An 11,715-nucleotide genomic window follows, 5' to 3' on the forward strand; every position below is an offset into this window, starting at 1 on the left:
GGCCGAGGGGCCGACTCGACCGCAGCGATTTCATCGGACGGAACTCCGACCATCGCTGCGACATTTATAAACAAACTGCGGTGGCGCGTGCCTGCGAGGCCGCCCCTGCGGCCGAGCAGCACGCGCGAGGGAAGTCAGTCGCCGGAGCGAAGCGGAGGCGACTGACGAGGCTGGGGAGGTGTGAGGCGCGGTGCCGTGCGGTGCGGGGCGGGACTCAAAGGGGCAGCCGGGAAGCGGTCGCAGGCGACGCAAGCACCGCAGGGAGCGGAGCGACCGAGGAGCGCAGCGAGCGTGCGGCCGCTTCCCGGCTGGGGCTTTGGAGGAGTTCGCCGTCGATCCGCCAGCGGCCATTTATAAATAAGCGGCTGGGGCTTTGGAGGAGTTCTCAGCCGAGTTACAGTCTCCTATTTATAAACGAGCGACTGGGGACCATTCAAAAAGAACGACCTCGCGATCTGAACGCGCGTCTTACGCGCTGCCGTCGACGAACTGGTCGGCGCCCTCGTAGAACCAGTAGCCGTTCTCGCGCATCGCCCGACCGAGCTCCTGATGGAACTCGACGAAGTCCGCGAACTCCTCCTGCTCGACGTTCTCGAAGATTTCCTCGACGGAGACGACCGTCTCGAAGTCGATCCGGATCGGGTGGTCGCCGTACTGCTCGACGTACTCCGCCGCCGTCAGCGGGAAGTCCTCCTCCTCGTCGATCTTCTTCGCGAGCACGGCGTGGCCGTACTGCCGCATGCCCTCGCTCCCCTGCTCGCCGTCGGGGTCGTGTGGCCAGTCCATATGGGGAAATTCGCCGGATCGGGGATAGTGGTTTCGGATGCGGCGGTGACGGCCGGCCGCGCCCCGCGACCTGCTCAATCACACGCCGACCGCCGCACAAGGCACTTCACGGCGCTGCGCGTGGCTCGCGACATGCGCCGCAGAGCCCTCCTCGCGTCCGCGGCCGCCCTCTCGACCGCCTCGCTCGCCGGCTGTCCGACGCCACCGTGGACCCACGATCCCACGGAGATCGACGGCGCCGAGGTGACCTTCCGCCGCGAGTACGACGGGGAACTCGACGTCACGGGCTCCGGCGGGAACGACGTCGCTGAGGTGCGCCGCCGCCTCGACGAGGATCCGCCGCGGCTGGTCGTGGCGGGATCGCTCCTCGACGGACCCCGGCGCTGCTATCGGGTCACGCTGTTCGAGGCCGGTCTCGACGACGGGATGCTCCGCCTCCGGATCGTCTCCGAGGACGACCCCGACTCGGACGTCGACCGCTGCTCGGACGTCGCCGAACCACACCCGTACTCGGTCGCCGTCGCGTTCGCCGACGCCTCCGTTCCGGAGCGCGTCGAAGTCCGCCACGGCGATGAGGCGGTGCTGGAAGAACGCGTATAAAGGAGCCGACGTCGCTTAGTCGTCCGCCGAAGCCGGCGAGTCGTCGCCCGCGGCCTCGATGTCGACCTCGATCTCCGCGGACGCGGCCTTGTACTCCGGAATCTTGGCGCGCTCGTCGAGCACGTCGTTGGTGAGGCGGTTCGCGGAGGCGGCCGCGAAGTGCGGCGTGGTCCAGACGACCCCCTCCTTGATGTCCTCGGTAACGTCGGCGCGGACGGTGATCTCGCCGCGGCGGGACTTCAGCACGACGTGGTCGCCGTCCTCGATCCCGTACCGCTCGGCGTCGTTCGGGTGGACGTCGACGAAGTTCTCCGGGTGCTGCTTCGAGAGCGTGGGCGAGCGCCGGCTCATCGTCCCGGTGTTGTAATGCTCTTCGAGCCGCGCGGTGGTCAACACGAGCGGGTACTCCTCGTCGGGGACCTCCTTCGGCTCCTGGTGGACGACGCCCTCGATGCGGCCGAGGCCGTCCTCGGTCTCGAACTCGTCCTCGTAGAGGAACGGGTCGCCCTCGTCGCCCTCCTCGTAACAGGGCCAGTGGAGCCCCGTCTCGCCGAGCGCGTCGTAGGTCATCCCGTGCATGATCGGGCACACCTCGCGCAGCTCCTCGAACACGTCCTCGGGGCCGTCGAACTCGAACTCGTCGCCGTCGAACAGCCGCGTGCCGACCTCACAGAGGATGTCGAGGTCGTGGCGCGTGTTCTCGTGGACCTTGTGGACCCCGCGCATGCGCTGGACGCGCCGGTCGGTGTTGGTGACGGTGCCGTCGCGCTCGGCCCACGTCGTCGCGGGGAGGACGACGTCCGCGAGCTCGGCGGTCTCGGTCATGAAGATGTCCTGGACCACCATGAAGTCGAGATCCTCGCGGAACCGCTGCTCGGTCCGGTTGCCGTCCGGCTCGCTCATGATCGGGTTCTCGCCCATGACGTAGAGGCCGTGGACGGTGTCGCCGATCGCGTGGGAGATCTCGACGTTCGTCAGCCCGGGCTCCGCGGGCACCTCGAACCCCCACACGTCCTCGACCGACTCGCGGGCCTCGTCGTCGTCGACGAGCTGGTACCCCGGGAGGACGTTCGGCATCGCGCCCACGTCGCAGGTCCCCTGAACGTTGTTCTGTCCGCGCAGGGGGTTGACGCCGGTGCCGGGCCGGCCGAGGTTCCCCGTGATCAGCGCGAGGTTGATCTCGTTTTGAACGTTGTCGACGCCGCAGGTGTGCTGACTCATCCCCATTCCGGTGAAGATGGCGGCGTCGTTCGCCATCGCGTACTTCTCGGCGGCGAGCTCGATGTCCGCCAGCGGGACGCCGCACTCCTCGGCGGCCGCCTCCTTGTCGAAGTCCGCGAGCGTCTCCTTCAGGTGGTCGATGCCCTTGGTGCGCTCCTCGACGAACTCCTCGTCGATCCAGCCCGCCTCCGGCTCCTCCTCGTGACGCTCTAAAATCGTCTTGAGGACGACGTTCAGGAGCGGAATGTCGGTACCCGGCTTCAGCTGGAGGTGTATGTGCCGGTCGGTGTCGTCGATCTCGAACGACCGGGTGGTCTTGTTCGCGTGCGGGTCGACCTGGATGACGGTCGCGCCCTCCAGCACGGCCTGCCGGAAGTACTGGCTGTTGGCGATCGGGTGCTGCTCGCCGGGGTTCGCGCCCTGGATCCACAGCACGTCCGCGGAGTCCTCCAGGTCGGCCATGCTGTTCGTCATCGCGCCCATCCCGAGGCTGGTCCGCAGCGCCCAGACGGTCGACGCGTGACACATCCGCGTGCAGTTGTCGACCTGGTTGGTGCCGTACCGCCGCGCCAGCTTCTGGATGAGGTAGTTCTCCTCGTTGAACGTCTTCGAGGAGCCGAAGAAGCCCATCCCGTCCGGGCCGTGCTCCTCGCGGATGCCCTCCATCTCGTCGACGACGCGGTCGAGCGCCTCCGACCAGGTCGCCTCGCGGAACTCGCCGTCCTCCTTGATCAGCGGCTCCGTCAGCCGGTCCTCGTGGTCGACGACCTGCGTCGCCGCGCCGCCCTTGATGCAGACGCTCCCCTCGTTCACTGGCGCGTCGCCCCACGGCATGAACCGCATCTCGCCGGGCTCGTCGCCCTCGAGCACGCGGATCCCGCAGCCGACGCCGCAGTACGGACAGATCGTCTTCGTCGCGTCGTCCGGCTCACTGGACATCGGTCTCACCGCCCCCGTGTGTGCTCATACCGCATGATCCATCGTGGCCGTCCATCAGTGTACCGGTGGTTTCCGTCGGTGAGAGAGTGCGCGGAGCGGAAGACGGGCGAGGCGGAGGGTCAGCGAACCGGAAGGCGGGCGAGGCGGAGAGCGGGCGAAGCAGAGGGTCAGCGAACCGGAAGACGGGCGGAGCGGAGGGCGGATGAGGCACGAAGCATTCGGCGAATTAGCATCGATGGCTGACAGGTTATTAATGGTAATTTATAATGGAAAAACATTTACTATGGTTTGTTAACACGTTTCAACCGGGATCAACATGAAAGCCGTTGTCTATCAAGGCCCGTACGACGTGGCCGTCGAAGACGTAGACGAACCGGAGATAGAACACCCGAACGACGTCGTCGTCGACATCACGACGTCCTGTATCTGCGGGTCGGACCTCCACATGTACGAGGGACGGACCGCGGCCGAGGAGGGGATCATCTTCGGCCACGAGAACATGGGCGTCGTCAGCGAGGTCGGCGAGGCGGTCTCGACGCTGGAGGAGGGCGACCGCGTCGTCATGCCGTTCAACGTCTCCTGCGGCTTCTGCCAGAACTGCGAGGAGGGGTACACCGGCTTCTGTACCAACGTCAACCCCGGCTTCGCGGGCGGCGCGTACGGCTACGTCGCCATGGGCCCGTATCCGGGCGGACAGGCGGAGAAGCTGCGCGTCCCGTACGCCGACCACAACGCGCTGAAGCTGCCGGAGGGCCGCGAACACGAGGACGCGTTCGCGCTGCTCGCGGACATCTTCCCGACGGGGTGGCACGGCACCGAGCTGGCGAACCTCGAGTCCGGCGAGTCCGTCGCCATCTTCGGCGCCGGGCCGGTCGGGCTGATGGCCGCCTACAGCGCGAAGCTCAAGGGCGCGGCCGAGATCTACGTCGTCGACCAGGTTCCGAGCCGACTCGAGTTGGCCGAGGAGCACTGCGACGCCCACCCGATCGACTTCTCCGAGGGCGACCCGGTCGACCAGATCATCGAGGAACACGGCGGGATGGTCGACAAGGGCGTCGACGCGGTCGGCTACCAGGCGACCGACCCGGACGACGTCGACACGGAGACGGAGGACTACTCCTACCAGCCGGCCAAGGAGAACCCGGCGGTCGTGATCAACAACCTCATCCGCGTGGTCCGGCCGACCGGCGAGCTGGGGATTCCCGGACTCTACGTTCCCGAGGACCCCGGCGCGCCCGACGACATGGCCGCGCAGGGCCGCCTCGGCATCGACTTCGGGAAGTTCTTCGAGAAGGGGCTCAAGTGCGGCACCGGGCAGTGTAACGTGAAGGAGTACAACCGCTACCTGCGGGACATGATCATCGAGGGCCGAGCCGATCCGACGTGGGTCGTCTCGCACCGCGTGGACCTCGAGGAAGCGCCCGAGATGTACGAGGCGTTCGACGCTCGCGAGGAGGGCGTCACGAAGGTCCTGCTGGAGCCCTGACTCTCGAGCTACCCCTCACCCGCGTTCCGTTTTTTCCAAACCGCGACGCGCGTCAGACCCGGAGCCACGCCTTCGGGTGTTCCGCCCTGAGGTGCGACTGGTACCGCGAGACCAGCTCCGGATAGCCGTCGGCGACGCAGTGCCACTCGCAGAGGTCGCAGCCCCGTTCGACCGCCTCGTCGCCGCCCTGAACGTGTCCGCCGCGTCTGTATGTGACCATGGGATTCCCGCCGCGGCCGCTCCGCGTTGATAGGTACCATACGCCACGGACGGGGTTCACTCTGTCGGCGGTGGAGACGCGCGGCGGCGACCGCAGGAACCCCGCCCCGTCGCACCTGCCTTGTCGCTCCCGCTCGCCGTACCCGACTCGTCGCTCCCGCCGAAACCGGTATGTCGATCCCTCTCGTGGTGACTCGTATGTGTAAGTACTGTAACTGGGCGTTCCACGACGAGTGGGGCCAGCTGCTGAAGTACGACGACGTCTACCAGTCGGCGATCGGCGCCGAGACGGAGTCCACCCACGGCTTCCACGAGGACTGGGACGACCTACAGGCGGAGCTCGGCATCTGACGCGGCGGCCTCACAGCGGGAACGCCTCGGTCGCCTCCTCGCCGGTCGCCGTCTTCCCGTCGACCTCGGCGGTCGCCAGGTCGTCGAGCTCGCCGCGAATCTTCGCCTCGTCCATCTCGCTGCCGATGAACACGAGCCGCGTCCGGCGGTCGTCGTCGGGGGCCCACTCGCCGATCGGTCCGGCCTGTACCGACGGGCCGGCCTGGCTCACGCCGATGACCTCGTCGGTGCCCGTGACGTTCGCGACGCCCTTCGCCCGCACGATGGCGCCGTCCCAGTCGTCGAGCCAGTCCGCGAACGGCTCCGGGTCGAGCGCGTCGGTCGAGCGGTAGACGAACGAGTCGACCCCGTGGGCCGCGGCGGCCCCCTCGGCGTGGTCGTGGCCGTGCGCGTGGCCGCCTCCTTCTCTCCGGCTCTCGCCCGACGATTCTCCCTCGCCCTCGCTCTCGGCTATCGCCCGCTTCCACCCCGGCGACCGCTTGGCCGTCTCGAAGTCGAACCGCCCCGTGTCGAGCACGTCGTCCGGATCGACTTCGGAGTAGCTCGTCCGGATCCGCTTCGCTCGCGGCCCCAGCCGGTCGGCGACCGACTCGATCTCGTCGAGCACGTCGTCGGGGACCATGTCCGTCTTGTTCAACACGAGCACGTCGCAGAACTCGATCCCCTCGACGAGCACGTCCGCGAGTGGCCGGTCGGCCGCCGGCTCGCCGTCGCCCGGGAGGCTCTCGCCGGCGTTGAACTCCTTCCAGAACCCGTAGCTGTCGAGGACGGTCACCATCGTGTCGAGCCGGAAGCGCTCGGTCGGGTCGACCTCGCTGTCATCGGTCCCCTCGGTGAACGCCCGCGCGATCGGGATCGGCTCGGAGATGCCCGACGACTCCACGAGGAGGTAGTCGAACTCGCGGGACTCGGCGAGCGCCGCGGCCTCCGACAGGAGGTCGTCCTGGAGCCGGCAGCAGATACAGCCGTTCGAGAGGTCGACGACGCCCTCCTCGTCGTTCTCGCGGGCGACGAGCTCGGCGTCGACGTTCACCTCGCCCATGTCGTTTAAGATGACCGCGATCCGCCTGTCGCCGGGGTTCGCGAGGAGGTGGTTCACCATGGTCGTCTTCCCGGCGCCGAGGTAGCCGCTGAGGACCGTGACCGGGATCCGGTCGTCTGCCATGTATGCTACCAGTCCCCACGGTTGTATCAAACGATCGATCGGGACGATCGGCACGAACGTTCATCCGTCCCACCGCCGTACCGCGAGCCGATGGACCTGAGCGAGTCGACCGTCCGGGACCGTGCCCGGGCGTACGCGGCGGCGGAACCGCTGTACGACGTGGAGCGCCAGCACGTCGAGACGGTCGCGAAGACGTTCGCCGGCGACGAGTACGGGCGCCGCGACGCGCAGTGGATCGTCCGGTGGTACTTCCGGCGGTACCTCGGCGAGTATCCTGACCGCGAGCGGCGCGAGCGGGAGGAGGCGTTCCGCGACAACGAGTTCGACGACGTGATCGACGCCATCGACGGCGCCGTCGACGCGGTGGGCGTGAATAGCGACGACTCAGCGAACGTCGCCGCCGCCCTCGACGCGCTCACCGCGCTCGACGGGGTCGACGTCGCGGTCGCGTCCGGGTTCCTCCAGTTCCTCGCGCCCTCGCGGTTCGTCGCGATCGACCGCCGGACGTGGACGGTACTGGCCGCCGCCGGCGAACTCGACGACCCCTACCCGGACCCGCCGTCGGCGGCCGACTACCGGCGGTTCGACGACGCCTGCCGGGCCGTGACCGACCGGACCGGCGTCGACGCGTGGACGCTGTACCGGGCGCTGTGGCGGTCGTTCGAGGAGCTTCCGGCGGGGACCTCGTAGCGGCTCACTCCACGACCTCGACGACCGGGTCGTCCGCGATCAGGCGCGTGAGGAGGACGCGCGGCACGTTCGCGCGGAAGAGGATCTCCCCGGCGACCGCCCGGGCCGCGGCGGCGTCCGCCTCGTCGTCGACCTTGTTCACGACGGGGATCGCGGCCGCGTCGCCGGGGACCCCCTTCAGCCCGCCCGCGGGGCTCGCGAGGACCGTCGCGACGTCGGCGGGGCGGATCTCGTCGCCGATCTCGCGGCCCGTGATCGCGGCGACCTCCTCCGGCCGGTGGACGAGCTCCTCGGTGAGGGGTTCGCCGACGACGTGCGCGCTCGCGATCGGGACGACGACGTCCGCGCTCGGCGGGATCTGCGGCTCGTGGTCGCCGGGCGCCTTGAATTCTCGGAGGCGCGCCCCGTCGGCCTTCACGAGCGTCGCGCCGGGCGCGGCGTCGGCGATCTCGGCGACGGTGTCGACGTCGTACCCGAGGTACCGGTCCGAGCGCTCGCGCTCGGGGACCAGCCCGAGCGGCCAGTCGCCGTCCGCCGCCTCCTCGATCGCGGCCGCCGGGTCCTCGGTCACCCGCACCGCGGCAACCCGGTCGTCGAAGATCGGTATCCGCACGCTCGCGGTCACGACCGACCGGTCGAGCCGGTCCGCGAGCGCGAACAGCGTCGACTTCTTGCCGCCCGCGCCGACGACGCAGACGGTCGCGTCGCGGGCGTCGAGCGCGGTCGTCAGGTCCATGCCCGGACGTTGTCCCGCCCCCGGCCTCACTCTAACGGTCGGAGCCTCGGCCGGAGGGGGCGCCGCGCGGGCACTCGACCCCAGCGGCGAACAGATTGATACGTCTCCGCCGCGCAGAGTGGCTGAATGAGTCGGCGCCGCACTCGGGTCCTCCGCGTCGACCTCTCGACGCGCGAGACCGCCCGCGAGCCCGTCCCGCGGGAGTGGCGACGCGACTACGTCGGCGGGAAGGGGCTCGGAGCGCGCTACCTCTACGAGAAGCTGTCGCCGGGAACGGACCCGACTGCCCCGGAGAACTGCCTCGCGCTTTTCGTCGGGCCGCTCGCGGGATACCTCCCGGGAGAGACGCGCTACGCCGCGGTGACGAAGTCTCCGCTCACCGGCGGCTTCCTCGACTCCTACGCAGGCGGCGACTTCGCCGACCGCCTCGCGGGGTCGCTCGCAGACTGCCTCGGGCTGCTCGTGACGGGCGCCGCCGACCGACCGGTCCGGATCGAGGTCGAGGGCGGCCGCGCCCGGATCGAGCCGACCGACGCGTGGGGCGACGACGCTGCCGAGACGGCCGAGCGGTTCCCTGACGCCGGGGTCGCCTGCGTCGGCCCCGCCGGCGAGCGCGAGGCGGCGTACGCGACGATCGCGAGCGGCGGCGGCGCCCACCACGCGGGCCGCGGCGGCGCCGGAGCCGTGATGGGCGCGAAGCGCCTCAAATCGGTCGTCGCTCGCGACCCCTCGCCGACGGTTCCGGACGACCTCGCCGCGCTCCGCGACCGCGACGCCGCGGCCTACGGCGACGAGCCGACCGGCGAGTGGCAGGCGGCCGGCGAGACGGTCGAGACGGTCGACTACGCCAACGAGGTCGGGATCCTCGCGGCGGAGGGGTGGACGGAGACCGGCTTCGACGGCGCCGACGACATCGGCGTCGAGGCCGCCCTGGAGCGCTCGTCGGGGCGCGAAGGGGCCGACGAAGGGGAAGGCTCGGACGTCCCCGGCGGCTTCCGGATCGACACGCCCGACGGCGAGGTGGTCCCCCGCGGCGCGGCGCCGATCACGCTCGGCGCGGGCCTCGGCATCGACGACTTCGACCGCGTCGTCGACCTCTGCGGGGTCTGCGACCGGCTCGGCCTCGACGTGATCGGCGCGGGCAACGCGGTCGCGTGGGCGGTCCGCGCCGGCGAGGCGGGGATCGTCGACTGTCCGGTCTCGTTCGGCGACGCCGACGGCGCCGAGCGCCTCTTGGAGGCGATCGCGGCCCGCGAGGCGCCGCCGGATCTCGATGTCGATCCCGACCTGCCGGACGCGCTCGCGGACGGTATCGACGCCGCGGTCGAACGGTTCGGCGGCGCGGGACTCGTGCCGACGGTGAAGTCGATGGCGCTGCCGGGCTTCGACCCCCGCGCGGCGGTCGGCGTCGCGCTCGCGTACGCGACGAGCGACCGCGGCGCGTGCCACCGCCGCGCGCGGCCGCAGGACAGCGAGCCCCTCGCCCGGCCGGACCGGTCCCCCGCAGACCGGGTCCGCGACGTGGTCGGCGAGCAGAACGCTCGCTCCGTCCTCTGGAGCCTCGTCGTCGACGACTTCGTCGGCGAGGCGGTCTGGACCGACCTCGGCGCGGAGTGGCTCGCGGCGGTCGACCATCCCGCGGTCGCCGACGTCGACCGCGACGGGGACGGGACCGACGCCGGCGTCGACAGCGGAACCGACGCCGCCACGCCGGACGAACCGGTCGACGCGCTCGCGGCGACCGGCGAGCGCATCTGGACGCTCACGCGGCTGTTCAACGCCCGCGAGGGCTTCGACCGCGCGGACGACGCGCTCCCCGCCCCGCTGCGCACCGCCGCGGCCGACGGCACGCCCGGCGTCGACGTCGAGGCGTTCGACCGCCTGCTGGACCGCTACTACGCGGCGCGAGGGTGGGGAGACCGCGGGCTCCCGACGCCAGCGACGCTCGACCGGCTCGGACTCGCCGGCGTCGTCGACGACGCGACCCCGCTGGACGAACGCCCGATCGACCCCGTCGCGGCGGCCGAGTCCGACGACTGACGGGCGGAAAAACCGTGCTCTCCGGCCGACGCGGACCCCTCAGCGGCGCAGTCCCCCCTCGGCTTTGATCCGCATGATGTGCCGGACGTTGAGATAGATCTCCTCCGGGGACGTCTCCTCCTCGTCGTCGTACAGGTCCGAGACGCGGTAGAGGACCGCCGAGAGCTGCTTGCTCTCCGAGCTGTCTCCCCGAACGTCCTCGGCCACGTCGCGGAGGAACTCCCGCACCTCGTCGTCCGCGGCGAACTCCGCGTCCGACGCCTCGTCCGGTACCACCGGATCGACGCCCGCGGCGGCGAGGGGGTCCTCGCGGTCGGCGGCGGCACCTCCCGCCTCGGCGCCCCCCTCGGCGTCTGGGGCGTCGTCGCCAGCGTCGGTCATCGCCCCTCGCTCACCCCCCGACGCCGGACGACACCGGCGTTGTTCGCGACGTTCTCGACGAGCACCTTGAACGCGTCCGCGGTCTCGCCGTCCTCCAGGACGACGGGCTCGCCGTCGTCGCCGCCGGTGCGCACCTCCGGGTCGAGCGGGATCCCGCCGAGGAACGGGAGGTCGTGCTCCTGCGCGAGCGCCTTCCCGCCGCCGGAGCCGAATATCTCGTGGAAGCCGCCGCAGTCCGGACAGCGGAAGCCGGCCATGTTCTCGGCGATGCCGAGGACGTTCGTGTCGTGTTTGCCGAACATGCGGAGCCCCTTCACCGCGTCGTCGAGCGCCACGTCCTGCGGCGTCGTGACGATCACGGCGCCCGTCAGCGGGAGCGTCTGGAGGATCGTGAGCTGGGTGTCGCCGGTGCCGGGCGGCAGGTCCATCACGAGGTAGTCGAGCTCGCCCCACTCGACGTCCTCGACGAGCTGGGTGATGATCTTGTGGACCATCGGGCCGCGCCAGATGACGGGGTCGTCCTCGCCGGTGAGGAAGTCCATGCTCATCAGCTTCACCCCGAACCGCTCGGGGGGAACGATCGTCTCGCCGTCGGTCTCGGGACGCTCCTCGGCCGACACCATCCGCGGCACGTTCGGCCCGTACACGTCGGCGTCGAACAGGCCGACGCGGGCGCCCAGTTGGGAGAGCCCGGCGGCGAGGTTCACCGCCACGGTCGACTTCCCGACGCCGCCCTTCCCGGAGGCGACCGCGATCACGTTCTGGACGCCGGGAAGGACCTGCTCGTCTGCCGAGAGGTCGTCCGGGATCGACGCCGACAGCTCCACGTCGAGGCCGGTGTCCGCCAGCGCCTCGCGCACGTCGTCCGCGACGGCCGACTCGTTCGGCGAGAAGGGGGCGCCGAGCGCGAGCGACACGCGGACCGTCCCCGCGCCCTCGTCGACCTCGACGTCGTTCACCAGCCCGAGCGAGACGATGTCGTCGCCGAGGTCGGGGTCCCGCACGTCCGCGAGCCGCTCCCGCACGTCCGCTTCGTTCATGCTCGGGGGGAGGGCCGTGGGTCGAATAAGGGTTCTGTCACCCGATCCGCCCTCCGGTGGG

At 70.3% G+C, this 11,715-nt stretch carries 12 protein-coding genes; 5 read left to right on the plus strand and 7 right to left on the minus strand.

The window, feature by feature from the left end:
- Positions 1–468: 468 nt before the first annotated feature.
- Positions 469–786: a DUF5785 family protein gene (locus tag C466_RS04035; protein WP_004595278.1), complete on the minus strand. Its 318-nt coding sequence runs from the start codon at positions 784–786 to the stop codon at positions 469–471.
- Between the two features lie 132 nt (positions 787–918).
- Here C466_RS04035 and C466_RS04040 point away from each other — a divergent pair, with 132 nt between their 5' ends.
- Positions 919–1,386, plus strand: a complete 468-nt coding sequence (locus C466_RS04040; RefSeq protein ID WP_004595277.1) for a hypothetical protein — start codon at positions 919–921, stop codon at positions 1,384–1,386.
- Between the two features lie 15 nt (positions 1,387–1,401).
- On the opposite strand, the gene fdhF is transcribed toward C466_RS04040, so the two are convergent.
- Positions 1,402–3,546 carry a formate dehydrogenase subunit alpha gene (gene fdhF / locus C466_RS04045; RefSeq protein ID WP_004595276.1) on the minus strand — a complete coding sequence of 715 codons (2,145 nt, stop codon included), beginning with the start codon at positions 3,544–3,546 and terminating at the stop codon, positions 1,402–1,404.
- Between the two features lie 316 nt (positions 3,547–3,862).
- Here fdhF and C466_RS04050 point away from each other — a divergent pair, with 316 nt between their 5' ends.
- Positions 3,863–5,032: a glutathione-independent formaldehyde dehydrogenase gene (locus tag C466_RS04050; protein ID WP_004595275.1), complete on the plus strand. Its 1,170-nt coding sequence runs from the start codon at positions 3,863–3,865 to the stop codon at positions 5,030–5,032.
- A gap of 52 nt (positions 5,033–5,084) precedes the next feature.
- On the opposite strand, the gene C466_RS16890 is transcribed toward C466_RS04050, so the two are convergent.
- Positions 5,085–5,252, minus strand: a complete 168-nt coding sequence (locus C466_RS16890; protein ID WP_004595274.1) for a hypothetical protein — start codon at positions 5,250–5,252, stop codon at positions 5,085–5,087.
- 197 nt (positions 5,253–5,449) lie between these two features.
- Between C466_RS16890 and C466_RS16895 the strand changes: the two genes are divergently transcribed.
- Positions 5,450–5,602: a hypothetical protein gene (locus tag C466_RS16895; protein ID WP_004595273.1), complete on the plus strand. Its 153-nt coding sequence runs from the start codon at positions 5,450–5,452 to the stop codon at positions 5,600–5,602.
- A 10-nt stretch (positions 5,603–5,612) separates the two neighbouring features.
- On the opposite strand, the gene C466_RS04055 is transcribed toward C466_RS16895, so the two are convergent.
- Positions 5,613–6,767, minus strand: a complete 1,155-nt coding sequence (locus C466_RS04055) for a CobW family GTP-binding protein (RefSeq protein ID WP_004595272.1) — start codon at positions 6,765–6,767, stop codon at positions 5,613–5,615.
- A 90-nt stretch (positions 6,768–6,857) separates the two neighbouring features.
- Between C466_RS04055 and C466_RS04060 the strand changes: the two genes are divergently transcribed.
- Positions 6,858–7,457 (plus strand): hypothetical protein, encoded by a 600-nt coding sequence (locus tag C466_RS04060; protein WP_004595271.1) that lies wholly within the window; start codon positions 6,858–6,860, stop codon positions 7,455–7,457.
- A 4-nt stretch (positions 7,458–7,461) separates the two neighbouring features.
- Here C466_RS04060 and yqeC read toward each other — a convergent pair whose 3' ends face one another.
- Positions 7,462–8,193 carry a selenium cofactor biosynthesis protein YqeC gene (gene yqeC, locus C466_RS04065; protein WP_004595270.1) on the minus strand — a complete coding sequence of 244 codons (732 nt, stop codon included), beginning with the start codon at positions 8,191–8,193 and terminating at the stop codon, positions 7,462–7,464.
- Positions 8,194–8,319: 126 nt separating this feature from the next.
- Here yqeC and C466_RS04070 point away from each other — a divergent pair, with 126 nt between their 5' ends.
- The gene (locus tag C466_RS04070) at positions 8,320–10,233 is read left to right on the plus strand and encodes an aldehyde ferredoxin oxidoreductase family protein (RefSeq protein WP_004595269.1); all 1,914 of its coding nucleotides are present in this window, start codon (positions 8,320–8,322) and stop codon (positions 10,231–10,233) included.
- Between the two features lie 39 nt (positions 10,234–10,272).
- Here C466_RS04070 and C466_RS04075 read toward each other — a convergent pair whose 3' ends face one another.
- Entirely contained in the window at positions 10,273–10,614 is a 342-nt protein-coding gene (locus tag C466_RS04075; RefSeq protein ID WP_004595268.1) for a hypothetical protein, read from the minus strand.
- Positions 10,611–11,654: an Mrp/NBP35 family ATP-binding protein gene (locus C466_RS04080; protein WP_004595267.1), complete on the minus strand. Its 1,044-nt coding sequence runs from the start codon at positions 11,652–11,654 to the stop codon at positions 10,611–10,613. Before C466_RS04080 ends, C466_RS04075 begins: the two co-directional genes overlap by 4 nt.
- Positions 11,655–11,715: the final 61 nt, after the last annotated feature.

Origin of the sequence: Halorubrum distributum JCM 10118 (assembly GCF_000337335.1) — an archaeon.
Lineage (GTDB): Archaea > Halobacteriota > Halobacteria > Halobacteriales > Haloferacaceae > Halorubrum > Halorubrum distributum.